This window comes from Shimia sp. R10_1 (genome assembly GCF_017744095.1).
GTDB lineage: Bacteria > Pseudomonadota > Alphaproteobacteria > Rhodobacterales > Rhodobacteraceae > Shimia.
In genome coordinates this window covers 267,570-286,573 of the sequence record NZ_JAGHQX010000003.1, presented here as the reverse complement: position 1 = coordinate 286,573, position 19,004 = coordinate 267,570, and the positions used below count along the sequence as shown (strand labels likewise).

Genomic DNA, 19,004 nt, shown 5'->3' with positions numbered 1-19,004 from the left:
AAAGGGCTGGCCGATGGGCCAGCCCTTTTTGTTATGCAGCTTGTGGCGCGGTATCTGCCGTGTTGCCCAGCGGATCAGGGCCGTAGCGGTTGGCGCCTTGTGTTCCGGGGACAAAAAGAAGCGCAATGGCGAAGAGGATGCCAATGCCGGGGATGATGGTGATCAGAATGGCCCAGCCGGTCCAGCCGAAATCACGACAGCGCTGGCTGCCAACGGCCCAGCTTGCCACGAGGAACGGCAGGAGCAGCACCAGCAGAATAAGGCCAATCCCTGCGGTTGCAGCTGCGACGCCGGCGGCGACACCGCTGACAATCATCGAAAGGATCACCATGAACAATGTGAAAAGAAAGTAGCTTTTGCGGTTGCGGCGACCGGAAAAGGAAAAGATATCTTGAAAGACAGGTTTGGACATTTTTGCTCCTAATAGTTGAGTGATTTGCTCGCTAATACCTTTCTTTTAGAAGCGCCAGCCCAAAATGAGCCTGGGCGCGTCGCCACACTCAGGTGCGCGCCTGAGACACGCCAAAGGAGTCGTTATGACGTTTGTTGCCATCTTGATCGGTTTGCTGCCGTCGTTCCTATTGGTGGGTCTTGGCGCGATTTTGCGGCCACGGCTTTCATTGAATGCGTGGCAGGGGCTCGACAAACTTAATTTTGAAATTCTGTTCCCAGCGCTTTTGTTTGTGGCGGCAAGTCAGATGCCGCTTGAGCTGACCAAAGTGGTGTCGATCGCGCCGATTGTCTGGCTGCTGCTCGCGGTTGGGCTCGCAGCGGGCTATTTGGCGCGTCCGTTTGGCCCAGAGGTGTTTCGCGATTTTGCCGCGGGCTGGCAGACTTCCTGGCGGTTTAACACGGCGTTGGCGTTCATCGCTGTTGCGACAACAGAGAAGGCTGGCGCAGGTGAAATGGCAGTGGTGGTTGGCATGGGGGTGCCAATGGCCAACGCGCTGGCGGTGATCGTATTGAGCCGGGGTGAAAGCCTTGGGCTTTGGGGGACCGTGCGCAAAGTGGCCTTGAACCCCTTTCTGTTGGCGTCGTTGAGTGGCGTTGTGGTGGGGCTTTCTGGCCTGCGCATACCGGGGCCTGTATTGGCTCCGCTTGAGATGCTGTCAGCGGCGGCGATCCCGATTGCGCTGATTTCTGTGGGTGCGACGATGAACTGGGGGGCGCTGGCGCGGCTGGATCGGTTCAGCGGGTTGATTTGCACCACGAAACTGATTGTGATGCCCGCCAGTGCCATAGCGCTGGCCCTTGGGTTGGGGCTTGAAAGCGGTGTCGCGGCGGCGCTGGTGATCTGGGCGGCGTTGCCTACGGCAAGCGCGGCGCATGTGCTGGCAGCGGGTTTTGGCGCAGATCGAGAGTTGGCCGCAACGCTGGTGGCGCAGACAACCTTGCTGGGCGCGGCGAGCCTGACGTTGTGGATCACTTTGGTGGAGGTGGTGTTTTAGCCCGGTCCAGAGACGCGCCTGACCCTGGGTGGGGGCTAAAATCGGCCTCCCGTGGGGAAGGGGCGGTCGCGGCTCGGCGGTGCCGAGCACGACCTCAGAGACGTTCTAGCGCGTCGACATCCCCAGCCATGATCGCGGGGATGGCGGCTTCGATACGATCCTGTGACCAATCCCACCAAGCAACCTCCAGAAGACGGGCGAGGGTGGCCTCGTCAAACCGCTTGCGCACAACGGTGCTGGGATTGCCTGTCACGATCCCATAGGGCGGAACCGTGCCGCGCACCACCGCGCCTGCGCCGATGATCGCGCCATGACCGATTTGCGCGCCGGGCAGCACCATTGCGCCATAGCCGAGCCAGACGTCGTGGCCCACAATCGTGTCGCGTTTATCTGGCTGATAGCCTTCGGGCACGGTTTCGCCGAAAATCGGGAAGGGATAACAGCTCAGCCCATCCATGGCGTGATTGGCTGAGGCGGTGATGAAGCGCACCCCATGCGCGATCTGGCAGAATTTGCCGATCTGCAGCTTTTCCTGCGAGAAAGGAAAAAGATAAGGCGCGAGATGTGTCGCCCAGTCCTCCGGGGGCGCAAAGTCGGAGGCATAGGTGAAGTCTCCGACCGAGAAGTTTGGCTGTTCAATCACGGCGGAGAGCAGCACCGTGCCGGCGTGGCGTGATCCATCCGGGAGCACGATGGGGTGCGGCTGGGTTGGATCAGGCAGGGGCATGTGGATCTCCGTGTGTTGGGATCAGCTTTGACCTGGGCGGGCCAGCGTGAATGTGTTGTCGACCACCGAGTAGTCTTTGTAGCCAAGGCGGGCGAGGGGGCGGAAGGTGGTCACGTCAAAGATGCCATCCACAAGGCAGTCGTCGCGCAGATGCACGCCGGTGACTTCGCCGATCACCATGAAGTTGTTTTCCCCCAAGAGCGGCACGATCTGGGTCATGCGGCATTCCAGTGAGGCCGGTGCACCCACAAGGCGCGGGCAGGCTATGGTGTCGCATTCTGCGGCCTCAAGACCGGCTTTTTCAAACTCATCGACGTCCTTGCCATAGCCATCGGTGGAAATGTTCATTGCATCGCGCATGTCAGACGCGACGATGTTCACACAGAACACCTCGGTGGCGCGGATGTTAGCCAGACTGTCTTTGCCTTCAGCTTGGTCATCTTTCTTGCCAGTTGAGGCAAACATCACTTGCGGCGGGTTGTCTGCGAGGCCGTTGAAAAACGAATAAGGTGCGAGGTTGCGCACACCATTTGCATCTTGCGTTGAGACCCATGCAATCGGGCGCGGGGTGATGATCGCTTTGAACGGGTTGTGCGGGAGGCCGTGGCCGTCCTTTGGCTGATAGAACATGAGGTTTCCCTTATTGGTTTGCAGGAAGTCGTAGCGCCATGTTAGGGGCGAGGGAACCTAAAAAGACGTCATAATCGGGTGGAGAGCGGGCGGTGTTCACGCTGGCAGTGGAGACAGGTGAGGATTGGTGGGAAGTGGAGGCGCTGTATGACCTCTGCTTTGCGCCGGGGCGTGAGGCGCTGAGTTCCTACCGTTTGCGTGATGGTGTAGACCCTGTTGCGGGGCTGTCGCTTGTGGCGCGGGATGTGGATGGCATTCTTGCGGGCGCGATCCGGTACTGGCCGGTGAAGATTGGCGATGCGCAAGCTTTGCTCCTGGGGCCTGTGGCGGTGCACCCGACCCATCAGGGCGAAGGATTGGGTGGTTTGCTGATCGAAGACAGCCTGAGCCGCGCAGCCCCTTTAGGCTGGGAGCGGGTGATGCTGGTGGGGGATGCGCCTTACTACCGCCGGTTTGGTTTTGAGAAACTTGCAAATGTCGTCATGCCGCCGCCGACCAATCCGGAGCGCGTACTGGGGCGGGCGCTGGTGGACGGCGCGTGGGCAGATATTGCGGGCGATGTGGAAAGCGTTGCTGAGGGGACTGCGTGAATAGCAAGAAACTTGACTGTGCCGCAGGGTGAGGCGCTTGTACTTAAAGCTTAACCGCTGGGTGCGTCTGTTGTTTTGCGCGAAACGAGCCCCTGCCAGACTTTGGTCGCTATAAATACTAAGCTTGCGATGCAGAATGCGCAGAAAAGCAGGGCCAGCGAAAAGGCTGTCGCTCCGAATACTGCAAAATTAACGGCCGTATCAGTTGCCATCATTTGTTCCCAAAAGTAGCCAAATGGTGGTTCGCGAGGATCGTTGGCTGTGAAAATGCCGTCACCATCCACGTCGAAAGAATGGACACGCCAAATCGCATAGTTCTGACGCGCGTGTGCCAATATGAAGAACCCCAGAATCGAAAAGCAGAGAGTTTTGCACACTTGCCAAAATTGGCGTGTCCGATTTGGTCGCCAAAGTAATGTGTGGCATGCTCTGAACATCAAAAGCCAGGCCAAGCTGAGTGCAATCCAGACGCTGGCTTCATAGGCAAAGATTTCGAAGGTCATGATTTATTCTGTACTGATGGACATGTCAGGTTTTTGAGAGCTAGCGCTTTGCAACATCGTTGCCAATGCTCCTTTCATTTACTGAGCAGGTTGTTGCGATCTGCCGGGTCAATCTGTCTGCTAAGGTTGAACGGCGAAGGAGATTGCATAGTTAAACATCATGACCAACGTTGAGATTTTACCGGACGTACCGGCGCGTGAAATTGATTTAGACCACGAATTGGATGCCCTGGCGGCGCGTTATCAAGGCGCCAGCGGGCTTGGCATGAAAGTGCTGGGCGTACTGGGTATGCCGGTTGGCGGTTTGCTCAAGTCTTTGCCGCAAGAGGTGCAGACAGGGCTCGGGAGCGCGACAGAAATTGCGCTGACGCAGGCGGTGAAATGGGCCGATGGAAGCCGGGGGGTGATCAAGGATCAGCCCGACTGGATCAACGCCTCCATTACGGCGGCACTGGGTGCAGCGGGTGGCGCTGGCGGGGTGACATCTTCGTTGGCGGAGCTACCGATCACCGTGACCGTGTTGTTGCGCGCCATTCAGGGTGTTGCCGCGCAATATGGGTTTGACCCATCACAAGAAAGCGTGCGGTTTGATTGCGTCCGGGTGCTAGCTGCAAATGGACCGTTTGAAGAAGACCGTGGGGCGGATCTGGCGATGCTGGAGCAGCGTGCTGGGCTGGCGGTTGGTGGGGCGAAATGGATCAGCTCGGTGATTGTGCCGCGTCTGGCCCCAGTGCTTGGGCAAAAGCTGGCCGCGCAGGCAGTGCCGGTGATTGGTGCAGCGGCGGGTGCTGCGACCAACTACGCTTACACAAGCTACTATCAGGACATTACGCATGTGCATTTTGGCCTGCGCAAACTGGCTGTGGAGGCGGATGTGGCCCCGGATGATCTGATTGCCGCGATGCGCAGGCGTTTGGGCGCGGAGTAAGCCGCCGCCGCCACCTGATGCAAGGTGGCGAGGGCCTTTGCCTCAGTTGCCGTTGCGCAGATAGTCCATCACCGCAGGGCGCACGGATTGATCGCCCTGTTCGCGCGCCTGATAGATCACGCGGCGTACCTCACTCAGGTCGACACGGCGCAGCAGGCTTTTGACGGGGCCAATCGATGCCGGACGCATGGAAAGGTGACGCAGCCCCATGGCGGCCAGGCAAACGGCCTCGATTGGGCGGCCAGCATCCTCGCCACAGAAACTGAGCGGCGTGCCCGTGTCGATACAGCGGTTCACAATGCCTTCGAGGAAGGTCAGGAAGCTGACATTCAGCGTGTCATAGCGGCGGCGCACGCGTTCGTTTTCCCGGTCAGCAGCAAAGAAGAACTGCTTCAGGTCGTTGCCGCCAATGGAGAGGAAGTCAACTTCTTCGTAAAAGCGTTTTGGCGCAAAGCCGAGGCTGGGCGTTTCCAGCATCGCGCCCACTTCGAGTGTTTCGGGCAGCGGGTGGCCTAGAATACGCTCACGCTCTATCGCTTTGTCCACTTCGGCGCGGGCGGCGGTATACTCTTCATATTGTGCAATGAAGGGGAACATGATGGTCAGCGGCCGACCGTTGGCCCCGCGCAAAAGTGCCTGAAGCTGCATGCGCATCACGCCGGGTTTGTCGAGCGCCACGCGCACCGCACGCCAGCCAAGGGCCGGGTTTGGCTCATCCTGTGGCGCCATATAGGGCAGCACCTTGTCAGAGCCGATGTCGAGGGTGCGAAAGACCACGCGCTTGCCCTCGGCCGCATCCATCACCCGGCCATACAGGCGCGCAAGCTCGGTGCGTTTGGGCATCTGGTTGCGGATCAGGAACTGCAGCTCTGTGCGGAACAGCCCCACGCCTTCGGCTCCGGAGGACGGCAGGGAGGGCAGATCCGCCATAAGCCCCGCGTTCATATGCAGATGCACCACTTCGCCATCGAGGCTTTCGGCATCTTTGTCGCGGATCGAGGCGTAGCGTTCCTGTGCCTGTGTAACCATCGCAATCTTGTCGCGGAAGGCGGTGACAACAGTGTCGTCGGGGCGTAGATGGACGATGCCCTGATCGCCGTCCACCATGATATGGTCGCCGTTTAGCGCTTCGGTGGTGATTTTGTCCGCGTGAATGACCAGCGGGATCGCAAGTGCGCGCGCCACAATGGCGGCGTGGCTGCCAACAGAACCTTCTTCCAACACGATGCCTTTGAGTTTGCGGCCATATTCCAGCAGTTCCCCGGGGCCGATGTTGCGGGCAATCAAAATGGGATCGCTGGGCATTTCCGCCCCTGTTTCGCTGCCCTGACCGGTCAGAATCCGCAGCAGGCGGTTGGACAGGTCATCGAGATCGTGCAGGCGTTCGCGCAGATAGGCATCTGTGACCTGCTCCATGCGCGCGCGCGCGGCTGATTGTTCCATCTCCACAGCGGCTTCCGCAGAAAGCCCGCGAGAGATATCCTGCTCCATCCGGCGCATCCAGCCTTTGGAGTTGGCAAACATGCGGTAGGCTTCGAGCACGTCAAGCTGTTCTTTGTCGCCACGCGCAGCGGTGTCCAGCATCTTGTCAACGCCCACGCGAAGCTCATCAACCGCGTCATTGAGGCGTTTGAGCTCCACCTCTGGATCATCTGCAACGGGGTTTGTCACCACCACGCGTGGCTCATGTAGCCAGACGTGGCCTTCTGAGGCGCCTTCCTGCCCGCTGGTGCCGCGAAACATTTCTGATTGCTGGTGGCGCGCGCTCATGGCGGCGCCTTCGCCAACAAAGGCGCCCAGTTCCGTCATTTCCGCGAGCACCATGGCAACCACTTCCAAAGCGTAGATTTCATCTTGTGAAAACACACGCTTGTCTTTGGACTGCACCACAAGCACGCCGAGATTGTCGCCCAGGCGCTGTACCGGAACACCGCAGAAGCTGGAATAGATTTCCTCACCGGTTTCCGGCATGTAGCGGAACCCTTTGGCGTTGGGCGCATCATCTGTGTTCACGACACGAGAGGCGCGGGCCACGCGACCGACGAGGCCTTCGCCAATCCGCATCCGGGTCTGGTGCACCGCTTCGGCGTTCAGGCCTTCTGTCGCGCAAAGCTCCAGCGTTTCGTCATCGCGAAACAGATAGATAGAGCACACTTCGGTGCCCATAGACTTGGCAATCAGGCTGGTGATCTTGTCCAGACGTTCCTGACCTGCGCTGTCTTCGGCCAAAGCGTCTCTGAGCCGCCCAAGCAGTTTGCGGCTTTCCGTCTGGGTGTCTTGCGCCATAAACGATGTGGTCCTCGGTTGTCGCCTATGATGCGAATAGACCACAACCAACGCGAATGCCAAATGGTTTATAAGGGTTCCTCGGCGGCAAATTGCTGCTGCGGTGCAGCGTATCCCGAATTGATTTGGCGACAGGCATGCCTTGAAAGCGGCTTCATCTGCGTCAGAGGCAGGGCAAGCTGTGAAATCGTGCGGTGCGACGCGATGCTGCGGTGAAGCATGGGATGCGTGAGGCGCGCCGGGTACCCTGCAATTTGGCGGCGCGATTGGGATGCATTGCCTGAAAATTGGGCGTCGGTCAGATTTTAGGGCGCAGTGGTAAGGCAGAAAAGGGCCACGCCGATCATGGCGTGGCCCTTTGGGGTAATGTGTGCGGCGCTTGGCCGTTAGGCGTTTTCAAGCTCGAATGCATCATGCAGCGCTTGAACCGCGAGTTCCATGTATTTGCGTTCGATCAGCACCGAGATTTTGATCTCAGAGGTTGTGATAACCTTGATGTTGATGCCTTCATCTGACAGCACTTTGAAGGCTTTGGCCGCAACACCAGACTGGCTGCGCATGCCGATGCCAACCACAGAGACCTTTGCGACTTCTTCGTCGATCACCAGCTCTGCGAAGTTCAGGCCACCTGAGGTTTTCAGCTCGTCCAAGGCCGCTTCGGCGCGCTTCACCTGATCGGTGGGCAGCGAGTAGGTCATGTCGGTGCGGCCATCTTCAGAGATGTTTTGCACAATCATGTCCACATTCACGCCTGCATCAGACAGGCAGCCAAAGATGATGGACGCGATGCCGGGGCGGTCTGCCACGGACAGAAGGGTCATTTTGGCTTCGTCGCGCGAGTAGGCGACACCGGAGACGACGTTGGATTCCATGATTTCCTCCTCATCGCAGACCAGTGTGCCTGCCTCGTCGGATTGTTCTTCAAAAGAGCTGAGAACTCTCAGCCGGACTTGGTTGCGCATGGCAAGTTCTACGGAGCGGGTCTGAAGGACCTTGGCGCCGAGACTGGCCAGTTCGAGCATTTCTTCAAAGGCGATTTTGTCGAGTTTGCGCGCCTTCTGGCAGATGCGCGGATCGGTGGTATAGACCCCATCCACATCGGTGTAGATGTCACAGCGCTCTGCCTCAAAGGCGGCGGCAAAGGCCACGGCTGTGGTGTCGGAGCCGCCACGGCCTAGGGTGGTGATGCGGCCTTCTTCGGAGATGCCTTGGAAGCCTGCCACAACGGCAACCCGCATGCCTTCGCCAAATTTGGCGTTGATGTTGTCGGTTGGGATTTCCTCGATGCGCGCCTGGCTGTGCGCGGAGGTGGTTTTGAGCGGCACCTGCCAGCCCTGCCAGCTGCGCGCGGGCACATCCATTTCCTGCAAGGTCAGCGCCATGAGACCGGCTGTCACATTCTCACCAGAGCTTACGACAGCGTCGTATTCACGTGCGTCATAGAGTGGGGAGGTTTCGTCGACATAGCCCACAAGCTTGTTGGTTTCCCCGGACATGGCAGAGACGATGACAATGACATCATAGCCTTTGGCCACTTCCACGCCGACGCGTTTGGCGGCGCGGCGGATGCGGTCGAGGTTGGCGACTGAAGTGCCGCCGAATTTCATCACAAGTACGGGCATGGCGCGTCCTTAAATCGTAAGTCGGAGCGGGTTTACGCGGTTGGGGGGCAAGAGGCAAGCTTGATTGGCTTTGTCGGCCCTTGAGGTGGGAGTGAGAGGCGGGGGAGGCATGAGGGGCCAGCCCCTCCGGCGCAGCGGGCTGCGCCATTCACCCCGGGATATTTTGTGAATGAGAAGTTTGTGAGTGAGAAGACTGACGCGCTCAGTAGGCGTGGGCGCGGCCGTCCCAGGTTTCAAAGCAACCGGTCGTCTCAAGGGTCAAGGCATCAAACCGGTTGATCAGGCCCGCGGCACTTTCTTCAAGGGTGATGTCGGCCTGCGTGCCGCCCATGTCGGTCTGTACCCAGCCGGGGTGGTAGATGCCGACAGCAATGCCGATGTGGGTCAGGTCGGTTGCAAGATTGCGCCCGAGGTTCAGAGCGGCAGCTTTGGACGCGCGGTAAATGTAGGAGCCCCCCGGCGCACGGGTGTGAGACGCCATCTGCGAGGAGATGATCGCGATTTTTGGCGCCTCGGACAGCTGTAGGTTGGGCAGCAGGTTCTGCACGGTCAGGAAAACGCCGGTGACATTGGTGGCGAAGCTGTCATCCCACATGTCGGCGGGGTAGCCATCGGCCAGGTTTTGACCTTTGTCCAAGTAGACGCCGGCATTGCAGATCAGGAGATCGATGGGCTGGGTGTCCAGCGCCTGCGCCATCGCGGCCTGGCTTGCCGGGTCACGTACATCAAGCTGTAAAAAGTCGCCGCCAGCGCGGCTTGTACCGGTTACTTTGTGGCCTTGCACGCGCAGGTGATCGGCAAGTGTGGCCCCGATGCCGCGATTGGCGCCAGTGATGAGTGTGTGCATTTGAATGTCCTTTTCGCCCTAATTTGTTTTGCGCCCAATCGAAAAGGGAAGTGGTGCAACCGGCACGCCTTCTTCGATCAGGGCTTTGGCTTCTTCGGGCTTTGCTTCGCCGTAGATGGCGCGCTCAGGTGTGCTGCCTTCGTGCATGGCGCGTGCCTCTGAGGCGAAGTCTTTGCCCACATAATCGGAATTGGCTTCCACATGTTTGCGCAGGTCACGCAAGGCTTGTTCTGCTGGGGATGCTGGCGCGGACAGCGCACCGGGGGCGGGCTTGGCCTCTGCTCGCGGGGCTTCCTGTTCGGGGGCTTTGCTTGCCGCCTTTCTGGCTGGTCGAACGCGCGGAGCCATCATCGCCTTCTCAACCTGGGTATCACCACAGACTGCGCAAGCCACCATTCCGCTGGCCTTGAGCTTGTCAAAAGCTTCAGCCGATTGAAACCAGCTGTCAAAGCGGTGCCCTTCGGCACATTTCAAAGTGTAGTTGATCATCGCGAAGGTGTGTCTTGCTCAAGTGGTCGTCTGGGCGAACATATGGCGCAGGGTTGGGGGGATCAAGCGTCGCGCGCGGCTGTGTGGCTTGGCCAATGCGTTTGTTTGGGCGCTATGGAGCAAAGTCCCGCACAATTTCCGCCAGCTCTGGTATACGGATCTGTTTGGCCGCTTTTTGGGGGCTCATCCATTTGCGCTGGCGTTGCCCTGCTTCAGGGAAGTGTTTTGCGCATTTCTCCACTTGAAGCGCAAATACAAGGACGCGGATTTTCTGGCCATAAAGCGGGCCGCGGGTTTTACGGTACCGGTATTGGCCGAGGCAGTGCTTTTCAATTGTTCCGACGATGCCGGCTTCTTCCCATGCTTCTTGAGCGGCGGCTTTGTGGGGTTTGAGGGCTTCCATGGGCCAGCCTTTGGGGATGATCCATTGGCGGGTTCCGCGCGAGGTGATCAGCATAATTTGCACCTTCCCTTTACGGATGCGGTAAGGCAGCGCCGCGAGTTGGATGTTTTTCCCGCTCTTGCGTGTTTTGCGGATCATGGCCTCAACAGCTTTGGGTGGAAGTGCGCCCATGAGACAGCCTCTTATGCAGTATCGCTCGGCGAGAGCCTAATGCGGTGTGCTGGGGAGACAAGGGGCGTTTCTGGGAATTTATGGGCTGGGTCGAAATGGAGGGGTGGGAAACGGTGGGAACGGCTGGTGGTCTGCATGGGAAAGTGGTGCGAATCAGGGGGTGATGAGTGCGAGGAATTGTGGAAACGGTCCGAAAATGGCGCCATTTCTACGCTTGCGTGAAAACTTTTTGGGAATTTTTGGGAGTTTGGCCCATTTGAGCTAACTTCACTTCATATGGTGTTTGGGGGTGGGTGTCAGTGGATATCTGGTGGTTCTGTGGGTGGTGTGAGGCGTTTCTTGTGGATATCTTGGTTGCGATTTTTTTATATATAGACTCTGTGGGGCAAAATTTCTGTTGCCTTCCATGAATTCCCATGCGATCCCTATTTCCACGATGAGGACGGGAACAAACGAGGCGCAAAGACCTCAATCCCAAGTCAGGTTTCATACAGGCGCCCGCTTTCATCGAAAAAAAGAGATCCGGTGCGTGGGCGAGCAGAACATCCCCCCAGGTGGCACGCGCAACTGGACACCCCCGCAAGAGCGGGACGAGGGCGGCGGATTGATCAGTGGCAGCAGATCAATCCGCCGTTTCGCTTCCACCAGGCAGATGTCTTGGGGTGGTGGGGCAGGTAGAGGTTGAAAGGGCCATAGGCAGTGGCGCTCATGTTTCGCGGCGAAAGTCGTAACAAGGTGGATGGTAAGGGGCGGATGTCGATTCCGGCCAAGTTCCGCCGTGTGCTTGAAGCAGGCGACCCTGAGTGGAAAAGTGGTGCAAACCCCAACCTCGTGATCGTATACGGCGGCAAAACGCGCGACTATCTGGAATGTTTCACCGTTGAGGCCATGAATGATGTGGTGGGCCGCATCATGAAGATGCCTCGGGGCAGTAAAAAGCGTCTGGCGCTTTCCAATCTGTACCTGACGCAGTCCATCGACGCGTCCGTGGATGAAACCGGGCGTATCGTTTTGCCCAAAGAGCAGCGTGACAAGATTGGTCTGGTGGATATGGCCGTGTTTGCTGGTAAGGGCGACACTTTCGAAATCTGGACGCCAGATGGCTACGACGAGATCAACGCGCTGGAAGCAGATGAAGACTTTGATCCGGATGCTGATCCGTCGATCTATTTGGATGGAGATGAGGGGTTCTGATTATGGCGACTTCTGAAGATACCGCCGCAAAACGCCCTCACATTCCTGTCCTGCTTGCCCCCTTGTTGCGCGCAGTGGCACCGGTGTCCGGGCGGTGGCTGGATGGCACCTTTGGTGCAGGGGGCTACACCCGCGGCTTGATCGAGTCCGGGGCCAGCAAGGTTTATGGTGTGGATCGCGATCCATTGGCGTTTGAAATGGCGGCGCCCTGGGTCGGGGATTATGGTGATCAGATTGAGCTTGTCGCTGGTGTCTTTTCCAAGATGGATGAATATGCCGAGGATCTGGATGGGGTTGTGCTGGACCTCGGGGTGAGCTCCATGCAGCTGGATTTGGCAGAGCGCGGGTTTTCCTTTATGAAGGATGGTCCGCTCGATATGCGTATGAGCCAGGATGGGCCTTCAGCTGCGGATCTGGTGAATGAGGCCGGTGAGGTTGAGTTGGCCGATATCATTTACCAATATGGCGAAGAGCGGGCGAGCCGTCGCATTGCCAAAGCCATTGTGCGCGAGCGGGCGCTCGAGCCAATCACCACAACTCTGCGTCTTTCGGAGATCGTGGAAAGTTGCCTGCCGCGCGCCAAGCCGGGCCAAAGCCATCCAGCGACACGCAGCTTTCAGGCGCTGCGGATTGCCGTGAATGATGAATATGGCGAGCTGTTTCGCGGACTGATGGCGGCCGAGCGCGCGCTGAAGCCCGGCGGGCTTTTGGCGGTTGTGACATTCCATTCGGTTGAGGACCGCATGGTGAAACGGTTCTTGCAGTCCCGTGCGGGCAAAACCGGCAACGTCAACCGCTATGCGCCTGAAACAGAACAGGAAAAGCCAGCGTTTGAATTGATCACGCGAAAGGCCGTGGGGCCGGATCCAGAGGAGCTGGAACACAATCCGCGTGCGCGCTCTGCAAAGTTGCGGGTTGCGCGCCGCACCGATGCACCAGCGGGAGAAATCGCGGGCAAAATGATTGGTATGCCAACACTTGGGGGGCGCAAGTAAATGCGAACCGTGTTGTTTGTTTTGGCCGCTGGTATGGTGATTGCGCTGTCTGTCTGGGCCTATCAAGAGAATTACCGCACACAGGCGATGATCGGCGAAACCGAACGTTTGCAGCGCGAGATTGGTGTGGCGCGGGCGCGATTGGCGGTTTTGAAGGCTGAGTGGGCTTATCTCAATCGCCCCGACCGACTGCGAGACTTGGCAGAGATCAACTACAATGATTTGCAGCTGCTTCCGTTGCGTCCCAATCAATTTGGTCGGGTGGAACAGGTCGCGTACCCATCCACGGGGCTAGAGTTTGGGTTTGAGCTGGAAAATGCTGTTGAAGTTTCCGCTGAAGAGGTGACGCCATGACGCGCACCCCTTTGCGGCCTTTGGCATCTATCCTTCGGGCACGCGCAGTTGGGGAGAACCCCGACAGCATTGAGCGTGCCAATCTGCGTGCGCGCCATGAGGAAATGCGCAGCAAGGGACGTGCGCGTGCCGAGGGGCGGCTGCTTATTATGGCGGTGCTTTTTACCGGAGCCTTTATCACAGTTGGTACGCGCATGGGCATGGTCAGTGTCTCAGAGGCGTCTGAGCCGCGCACGAGCTATGCTGGCAGTCGGATTCAGGCGGAACGTGCGGATATTGTAGACCGCCATGGGCGCATCCTCGCAACCAACCTTGAGACCCATGCGCTTTATGCGCAGCCGCACCATATGATCGACAAGGTGCGCGCAGCCAAAGAGTTGGTGGCGATCTTTCCAGGCTTAGATGAAGAACGCCTGATAAAAGATTTCACAGGAAAGAGAAAGTTCCTCTGGATCAAGAAGAAAATCAGTCCAGAGCAACAGCAGGCCGTCCATGATATTGGTGAGCCTGGATTGCTGTTTGGGCGTCGCGAAATGCGGCTCTATCCCAATGGCCGACTGGCGGCGCATGTGTTGGGCGGTGCGAGTTTTGGCAAAGAGGATGTGCATGATGCCGAGCTGATCGGCGTGGCAGGCGTTGAGAAATATTTTGATGCAGAGCTGCGTGATCCGCTGAATGGCGACAAGGCGCTTACATTGTCAATCGATCTGACTGTGCAGGCTGCGGCGGAGCGGGTGCTCTGGGGCGGCATGAAGCTGATGAATGCCAAAGGCGCAAGTTCGGTTCTGATGGATGTTCAGACCGGCGAAGTGATCTCCATGGTCAGCCTGCCGGACTTTGATCCAAACAAGCGCCCACGCCCACCGGTTCAGGGGCAGGCCGCGGATAGCCCGCTGTTTAACCGTGCGGTACAGGGGCTTTATGAACTGGGCTCGACCTTCAAGATCTTCACAGCGGCGCAATCCATGGAACTTGGACTGGCCGCACCTGAGACGATGATTGACACCAAGGGGCCGTTGCGCTGGGGGAAATTCCGCATTCGCGATTTCCGCAATTACGGCGCGCAGCTGACGCTGACCAAAGTGATCGTGAAGTCGTCAAACATTGGTACAGCACGCATCGCGCAACTGATCGGCGCTGCGCGTCAGCAGGACTTCTTGCGCAACCTTGGCTTTTTTGAGCCAACCCCGGTCGAGGTAGTGGAGGCGCGTGGCGCGCAGCCGTTGCTGCCTAAGAACTGGTCTGAGCTGTCAACGATGACGATTTCTTATGGGCATGGCATGTCTGCAAGCCCACTGCATCTGGCCGCGGGATATGCGGCAATCGCCAATGGCGGCACAAAAGTCACGCCAACCTTGCTGAAGCAGGGCGATGTCGAGGTCGGGCCACGGGTGATGAGTGCTGAGAGCGCCGAAGCCGCCCGGACGATGCTGCGCAAAGTGGTGAGCGAAGGCACCGCTTCCTTTGGTGAGGTGCCGGGCTATGCCGTGGGGGGCAAAACGGGTACGGCCGACAAACCCAAAGAAAACGGGCGTGGCTACTATGAGGATAAGGTGATCGCGACATTTGCGGCGATGTTCCCAACTCATGATCCCAAATACGTGCTGATCCTCTCGCTGGATGAACCTGTGGAAACATCGGGTGATGAGCCGCGCCGCACAGCGGGCTGGACAGCGGTGCCGGTTGCAGCAGAGATGATTGCCCGCGTGGCGCCGCTTTTGGGGCTGCGACCCGAAGTTGAACCTGCGGAGTTGGCTGATATAACGCTGACATCAAATTAAGCCGAAGACAGGCGGGCAAAGATGGCAGCGGGCGCAAAACAACTTTCTGAATTGGGTCTGACGGCCATTGGGGGCGCAAATCCGGAAATCACCGGGCTTGCAGTGGACAGTCGTGATGTCAAAGAGGGGTTCCTCTTTGCTGCATTGCCTGGCACGCGGGTGCATGGTGGCACGTTCATTCAGTTTGCGCTGCGCATGGGTGCGTCTGCCATTCTGACGGATGCGGCGGGGGCGAAGATTGCCGAGCAGGAGCTGGCGGCGAGTGGTGCCGCTCTTGTGGTTGCAGAGGATCCACGTCAGGCATTGGCCTATACGGCGGCGCTGTTTTTCGGTGCGCAACCGGGCATTATGGCAGCGGTGACCGGCACAAATGGCAAAACTTCTGTGGCCACTTTCCTGCGGATGATCTGGCAGGAGATGGGGCTTGCAGCGGTGAACCTGGGAACGACAGGCGTGGAAGGCAATTTCACCGCGCCGCTGCATCACACCACACCTGAACCGATCACTTTGCACCGCACATTGGCGGCGGCTGCAGATGCTGGCATTGGCTTTGCAGCAATGGAGGCCTCTTCTCACGGATTGGCGCAATGCCGTCTGGATGGGGTGCAGCTGGCGGCGGCAGGATTTACAAACTTTACCCAAGATCATCTTGATTATCACGAAACCTTTGATGAGTACTTCAACGCCAAGGCTGGGCTTTTTGCGCGTGTGTTGCCGGAAGAGGGCACAGCGGTGATCAATGTGGATGATCCGCGCGGCATGGATATGGCGCTGATTGCAGCAGGTCGCGGACAGGGCGTGCTGACTGTGGGCAAGGGGGATGCTGATTTGGCGCTGACGGCGCAGCGTCTGGATGCCACAGGGCAGGATGTGCGCTTTACCTTCCGGGGCAAAAGCTATCAGACGCGGCTCAATCTGCTGGGTGGATTTCAGGCGGAAAATGTACTTTTGGCGGCTGGACTGGCTGTTGCTTGCGGTGCGGAACCTGAGCGCGTGTTTGAGGTATTGCATGAGCTGCAAGGGGTGCGCGGCCGGATGCAGCTGGCCGCAACGCGCGCCAATGGCGCCGCCGTTTATGTGGACTATTCCCACACGCCAGACAGTGTGGCCACCGCGCTCAAAGCGCTGCGCCCGCATGTTATGGGGCGCCTCATCATCGTGGTTGGGGCCGGTGGGGATCGCGACACAACGAAACGCCCGCTGATGGGGCAGGCCGCGGCAGAGTTTGCCGATGTGGTTTTTGTCACGGATGACAACCCACGCAGCGAAGATCCGGCCATCATCCGGGCAGCGGTGATGGAGGGGGCGCCAGAGGCCACCGAAGTGGGGGATCGCGCCGAAGCGATCCTGCGCGCGGTGGATGCGCTTGAGCCGGGGGATGCGTTGCTCATTGCAGGCAAAGGCCATGAGACCGGGCAAGAAATCGGCGATGACATTCTGCCATTTGATGATTGTGAGCAAGCCAGCGTGGCCGTAGCTGCATTGGATGGAGGTCTGGCATGACACTATGGACCTCAGAGGCCGCTGCTCATGCCACGGGCGGACGCAACACTGGCGATTGGGCCTGCAAAGGCGTGTCGATCGACACGCGCACCCTTGAGGAAGGCGATCTCTTTGTTGCGCTGACCGCGGCGCGCGATGGCCATGAGTTTGTGGCGCAAGCCTTGGCAAAAGGCGCGGCGGCCGCTCTGGTGAGCCGTGTGCCTGAAGGTCTGTCAGAGGATGCGCCTCTGTTGATTGTCGACGATGTCTTACAGGGACTTGAGGCGCTGGGCCGCGCAGGGCGCGCCCGCACAGCCGCGCGCGTTGTGGCGGTTACGGGATCGGTTGGCAAAACCTCCACCAAAGAGATGCTGCGTGCCATGCTGTCAGGGCAGGGGCGCACCCATGCGTCGGTGGCCAGTTACAACAATCATTGGGGTGTGCCGCTCACTCTGGCGCGCATGCCAGAAGACACCGAGTATGCGGTGATTGAAATCGGCATGAACCATCCCGGTGAAATTGCACCGCTGGCGAAAATGGCCCGCCCCCATGTGGCATTGGTCACAACCGTTGCCGCTGTGCATCTGGAAGCTTTTGAGAATGTCGCAGGCATCGCGCAGGAGAAAGCGGCGGTGTTTGACGGGTTGGAGCCGGATGGCATCGCCATCGTAAACGCGGATATCGACACCGCAGATGTGCTGCGCGCCCATGCGGCAGCCCTTGGGTTTGCCAAACAGGAGTTTGGCGAGAGCGCAACAGACTGGCGGCTGGGTGAGATCACGCTGCAGGGCAATGTGACCGTGGCGCGCGCAATGCAGGGTGACGCACCGGTGCTCTTTAAAGTGCAAAGCGCAGGGCGCCATTTTGCGATGAATGCGCTTGGCGCTTTGGCCTCTGTCGATGCGATGGGCGCAGACCTGGCGCTGGCGGTGGCCGATCTTGGCCGTTGGACCCCGTTTGTGGGGCGCGGCGCGCGCGAAACTCTGGTGCTTGATCCGGTGGAAACAGACCGCACTCTGGAGCTGATTGATGAGGCCTATAATGCCAATCCCACAAGCCTGGGGGCTGCGTTTGAAGTTTTGGCGGCGGCAAAACCAAAAGACGGTATTGGGCGCATCGGCAAAGGGCGTCGGATCGCCTTTGTTGGTGATATGAAAGAGCTGGGCGGTGAAGAAATCGCTATGCATGCGGCGCTGGCTGATCACCCAGCGATGGCCGATATCGATGTTGTGCATTGTATCGGGCCGCTGATGCAGCACCTGCATGGGGCTCTGCCAGAGGAGAAACGCGGGCTTTGGGCGGAAACGAGCGCAGAGCTGGCGACAGAGGTACGTCGGCTGGTTGATGCCGGTGATGTGGTCATGGCCAAGGGCAGCCTGTCCATGGCATTGGCCAAGGTGGTTGACGCCATCCGCAAACTGAGCCATCCCGCAGCGCAATCCAAAAACGAGGACCTGTAATGTTCTATTGGCTGACCGCGCTGTCGGATGGCGGTGATTTCTTCAACCTGTTCCGCTACATCACCTTCCGCGCTGGTGGTGCCTTCATGACGGCGCTGATCTTTGGCTTTCTGTTCGGGCGCCCGCTGATTGACGTGCTGCGCCGCAAGCAGGGCAAAGGCCAGCCAATCCGCGATGACGGACCCGAGGGGCATTTCGCCAAAGCCGGCACACCCACTATGGGGGGGCTGCTGATTGTGGGTGCTTTGGTCACCTCCACACTACTGTGGGCGCGCTGGGACAATGGCTTTGTCTGGCTCGTATTGTTTGTGACATTGGCCTATGGGCTGATCGGGTTTGCCGATGATTACGCAAAAGTCTCAAAGCAAAACACCAAAGGTGTGTCGAGCCGCGTCCGTCTTTTGTTGGGCTTTGTTATTGCTGCGATTGCAGGGGTTTGGGCAACGTTCTTGCAGCCGGATGTGTTGCAGTTCCAATTGGCGGTTCCAGTTTTCAAAGAAGTGCTCGTCAACCTCAGCTGGGCCTATGTGCCCTTTGCCATGTTCGTGATCGTGGGGGCTGCAAACGCGGTCAACCTGACGGATGGTCTTGATGGTCTGGCGATCATGCCTGTGATGATCGCGGCGGGTGCGCTGGGTGTTATCGCTTATGCGGTGGGTCGTGTTGACTTCACCGAGTATCTGGATGTGCATTACGTGCCCGGCACCGGTGAAATCCTGATCTTCGTGGCTGGTCTCATGGGCGGCGGTCTGGGTTTTCTGTGGTATAATGCGCCGCCTGCAGCGGTGTTTATGGGCGACACCGGCTCACTTGCGCTTGGTGGCGCATTGGGCGCGATTGCCGTGTCCACCAAACACGAGCTGGTGCTTGGCATCATTGGGGGCCTCTTTGTGGTGGAAGCGCTGAGCGTGATCATTCAGGTGCTCTACTTCAAGCGCACTGGCAAGCGGGTTTTCCTGATGGCGCCGATCCACCATCACTATGAGAAAAAGGGCTGGTCTGAGCCGCAGATCGTGATCCGGTTTTGGATTGTCGCCGTGATCCTCGCGATGATTGGTCTGGCCACGCTTAAGCTGCGCTGATCGGGTCAGATT

Annotated in this window: 19 protein-coding genes; 10 read left to right on the top strand and 9 right to left on the bottom strand. The window is 58.7% G+C overall.

The features are described from left to right. Window positions 1–31: 31 nt before the first annotated feature. Window positions 32–412 carry a DUF805 domain-containing protein gene (locus J7413_RS08280; protein ID WP_209097598.1) on the bottom strand — a complete coding sequence of 127 codons (381 nt, stop codon included), beginning with the start codon at window positions 410–412 and terminating at the stop codon, window positions 32–34. Window positions 413–536: 124 nt separating this feature from the next. Here J7413_RS08280 and J7413_RS08275 point away from each other — a divergent pair, with 124 nt between their 5' ends. Then, the gene (locus J7413_RS08275) at window positions 537–1,448 is read left to right on the top strand and encodes an AEC family transporter (protein ID WP_209097597.1); all 912 of its coding nucleotides are present in this window, start codon (window positions 537–539) and stop codon (window positions 1,446–1,448) included. A gap of 94 nt (window positions 1,449–1,542) precedes the next feature. Here the strand turns inward: J7413_RS08275 and J7413_RS08270 are convergent, their stop codons facing one another. After that, window positions 1,543–2,175 (bottom strand): CatB-related O-acetyltransferase, encoded by a 633-nt coding sequence (locus J7413_RS08270; RefSeq protein ID WP_209097596.1) that lies wholly within the window; start codon window positions 2,173–2,175, stop codon window positions 1,543–1,545. Window positions 2,176–2,196: 21 nt separating this feature from the next. Further along, entirely contained in the window at window positions 2,197–2,805 is a 609-nt protein-coding gene (locus tag J7413_RS08265) for a flavin reductase family protein (protein WP_209097595.1), read from the bottom strand. Between the two features lie 92 nt (window positions 2,806–2,897). Here J7413_RS08265 and J7413_RS08260 point away from each other — a divergent pair, with 92 nt between their 5' ends. After that, window positions 2,898–3,395 carry an N-acetyltransferase gene (locus J7413_RS08260; RefSeq protein ID WP_209097594.1) on the top strand — a complete coding sequence of 166 codons (498 nt, stop codon included), beginning with the start codon at window positions 2,898–2,900 and terminating at the stop codon, window positions 3,393–3,395. A 50-nt stretch (window positions 3,396–3,445) separates the two neighbouring features. On the opposite strand, the gene J7413_RS08255 is transcribed toward J7413_RS08260, so the two are convergent. After that, window positions 3,446–3,898 carry a hypothetical protein gene (locus J7413_RS08255; RefSeq protein ID WP_209097593.1) on the bottom strand — a complete coding sequence of 151 codons (453 nt, stop codon included), beginning with the start codon at window positions 3,896–3,898 and terminating at the stop codon, window positions 3,446–3,448. A 160-nt stretch (window positions 3,899–4,058) separates the two neighbouring features. On the opposite strand from J7413_RS08255, the gene J7413_RS08250 reads away from it, so the two are divergent. Beyond that, the gene (locus J7413_RS08250; protein WP_209097592.1) at window positions 4,059–4,826 is read left to right on the top strand and encodes an EcsC family protein; all 768 of its coding nucleotides are present in this window, start codon (window positions 4,059–4,061) and stop codon (window positions 4,824–4,826) included. A 42-nt stretch (window positions 4,827–4,868) separates the two neighbouring features. On the opposite strand, the gene ptsP is transcribed toward J7413_RS08250, so the two are convergent. The 5 genes from ptsP to J7413_RS08225 form a co-directional block, all read right to left on the bottom strand. Further along, entirely contained in the window at window positions 4,869–7,112 is a 2,244-nt protein-coding gene (ptsP, locus tag J7413_RS08245; protein WP_209097591.1) for a phosphoenolpyruvate--protein phosphotransferase, read from the bottom strand. A 386-nt stretch (window positions 7,113–7,498) separates the two neighbouring features. Next, window positions 7,499–8,734: an aspartate kinase gene (locus J7413_RS08240; RefSeq protein ID WP_209097590.1), complete on the bottom strand. Its 1,236-nt coding sequence runs from the start codon at window positions 8,732–8,734 to the stop codon at window positions 7,499–7,501. Window positions 8,735–8,936: 202 nt separating this feature from the next. Further along, entirely contained in the window at window positions 8,937–9,581 is a 645-nt protein-coding gene (locus J7413_RS08235; RefSeq protein ID WP_209097589.1) for an SDR family NAD(P)-dependent oxidoreductase, read from the bottom strand. A gap of 18 nt (window positions 9,582–9,599) precedes the next feature. Next, a complete protein-coding gene (locus J7413_RS08230) occupies window positions 9,600–10,070 on the bottom strand; it encodes a DUF1178 family protein (RefSeq protein ID WP_209097588.1) in 471 nt (156 codons plus the stop codon). 112 nt (window positions 10,071–10,182) lie between these two features. Beyond that, window positions 10,183–10,644: an NUDIX hydrolase gene (locus J7413_RS08225; protein ID WP_247743401.1), complete on the bottom strand. Its 462-nt coding sequence runs from the start codon at window positions 10,642–10,644 to the stop codon at window positions 10,183–10,185. 708 nt (window positions 10,645–11,352) lie between these two features. Between J7413_RS08225 and mraZ the strand changes: the two genes are divergently transcribed. The 7 genes from mraZ to mraY are packed head-to-tail and all read left to right on the top strand — an operon-like array spanning window position 11,353 to window position 18,992. After that, window positions 11,353–11,838, top strand: a complete 486-nt coding sequence (mraZ, locus tag J7413_RS08220) for a division/cell wall cluster transcriptional repressor MraZ (RefSeq protein ID WP_209097587.1) — start codon at window positions 11,353–11,355, stop codon at window positions 11,836–11,838. A gap of 2 nt (window positions 11,839–11,840) precedes the next feature. Then, on the top strand, window positions 11,841–12,833 hold the full coding sequence (rsmH, locus tag J7413_RS08215; protein ID WP_209097586.1) for a 16S rRNA (cytosine(1402)-N(4))-methyltransferase RsmH: 993 nt from the start codon (window positions 11,841–11,843) through the stop codon (window positions 12,831–12,833). Further along, window positions 12,834–13,187: a cell division protein FtsL gene (locus J7413_RS08210; RefSeq protein WP_209097585.1), complete on the top strand. Its 354-nt coding sequence runs from the start codon at window positions 12,834–12,836 to the stop codon at window positions 13,185–13,187. Then, window positions 13,184–14,968 carry a penicillin-binding protein 2 gene (locus J7413_RS08205; RefSeq protein WP_209097584.1) on the top strand — a complete coding sequence of 595 codons (1,785 nt, stop codon included), beginning with the start codon at window positions 13,184–13,186 and terminating at the stop codon, window positions 14,966–14,968. Before J7413_RS08210 ends, J7413_RS08205 begins: the two co-directional genes overlap by 4 nt. 21 nt (window positions 14,969–14,989) lie before the next feature. Further along, window positions 14,990–16,471 carry a UDP-N-acetylmuramoyl-L-alanyl-D-glutamate--2,6-diaminopimelate ligase gene (locus J7413_RS08200; protein ID WP_209097583.1) on the top strand — a complete coding sequence of 494 codons (1,482 nt, stop codon included), beginning with the start codon at window positions 14,990–14,992 and terminating at the stop codon, window positions 16,469–16,471. Beyond that, a complete protein-coding gene (gene murF / locus J7413_RS08195) occupies window positions 16,468–17,910 on the top strand; it encodes a UDP-N-acetylmuramoyl-tripeptide--D-alanyl-D-alanine ligase (RefSeq protein ID WP_209097582.1) in 1,443 nt (480 codons plus the stop codon). The genes J7413_RS08200 and murF overlap by 4 nt, the downstream gene beginning before the upstream one ends. After that, window positions 17,910–18,992 (top strand): phospho-N-acetylmuramoyl-pentapeptide-transferase, encoded by a 1,083-nt coding sequence (gene mraY / locus J7413_RS08190; RefSeq protein WP_209097581.1) that lies wholly within the window; start codon window positions 17,910–17,912, stop codon window positions 18,990–18,992. Before murF ends, mraY begins: the two co-directional genes overlap by 1 nt. Window positions 18,993–19,004: the final 12 nt, after the last annotated feature.

Excerpts from the sequence above, each read along its gene's own strand:
- J7413_RS08235 (WP_209097589.1), bottom strand. The coding sequence starts at position 9,581 with ATGCACACACTCATCACTGGCGCCAATCGCGGCATCGGGGCCACACTT.
- J7413_RS08240 (WP_209097590.1), bottom strand. The coding sequence starts at position 8,734 with ATGCCCGTACTTGTGATGAAATTCGGCGGCACTTCAGTCGCCAACCTC.
- J7413_RS08255 (WP_209097593.1), bottom strand. The coding sequence starts at position 3,898 with ATGACCTTCGAAATCTTTGCCTATGAAGCCAGCGTCTGGATTGCACTC.
- J7413_RS08265 (WP_209097595.1), bottom strand. The coding sequence starts at position 2,805 with ATGTTCTATCAGCCAAAGGACGGCCACGGCCTCCCGCACAACCCGTTC.
- ptsP (WP_209097591.1), bottom strand. The coding sequence starts at position 7,112 with ATGGCGCAAGACACCCAGACGGAAAGCCGCAAACTGCTTGGGCGGCTC.
- J7413_RS08270 (WP_209097596.1), bottom strand. The coding sequence starts at position 2,175 with ATGCCCCTGCCTGATCCAACCCAGCCGCACCCCATCGTGCTCCCGGAT.
- mraY (WP_209097581.1), top strand. The coding sequence starts at position 17,910 with ATGTTCTATTGGCTGACCGCGCTGTCGGATGGCGGTGATTTCTTCAAC.
- mraZ (WP_209097587.1), top strand. The coding sequence starts at position 11,353 with ATGTTTCGCGGCGAAAGTCGTAACAAGGTGGATGGTAAGGGGCGGATG.
- rsmH (WP_209097586.1), top strand. The coding sequence starts at position 11,841 with ATGGCGACTTCTGAAGATACCGCCGCAAAACGCCCTCACATTCCTGTC.
- J7413_RS08230 (WP_209097588.1), bottom strand. The coding sequence starts at position 10,070 with ATGATCAACTACACTTTGAAATGTGCCGAAGGGCACCGCTTTGACAGC.
- J7413_RS08225 (WP_247743401.1), bottom strand. The coding sequence starts at position 10,644 with ATGGGCGCACTTCCACCCAAAGCTGTTGAGGCCATGATCCGCAAAACA.
- J7413_RS08250 (WP_209097592.1), top strand. The coding sequence starts at position 4,059 with ATGACCAACGTTGAGATTTTACCGGACGTACCGGCGCGTGAAATTGAT.
- murF (WP_209097582.1), top strand. The coding sequence starts at position 16,468 with ATGACACTATGGACCTCAGAGGCCGCTGCTCATGCCACGGGCGGACGC.
- J7413_RS08205 (WP_209097584.1), top strand. The coding sequence starts at position 13,184 with ATGACGCGCACCCCTTTGCGGCCTTTGGCATCTATCCTTCGGGCACGC.
- J7413_RS08200 (WP_209097583.1), top strand. The coding sequence starts at position 14,990 with ATGGCAGCGGGCGCAAAACAACTTTCTGAATTGGGTCTGACGGCCATT.
- J7413_RS08275 (WP_209097597.1), top strand. The coding sequence starts at position 537 with ATGACGTTTGTTGCCATCTTGATCGGTTTGCTGCCGTCGTTCCTATTG.
- J7413_RS08210 (WP_209097585.1), top strand. The coding sequence starts at position 12,834 with ATGCGAACCGTGTTGTTTGTTTTGGCCGCTGGTATGGTGATTGCGCTG.
- J7413_RS08280 (WP_209097598.1), bottom strand. The coding sequence starts at position 412 with ATGTCCAAACCTGTCTTTCAAGATATCTTTTCCTTTTCCGGTCGCCGC.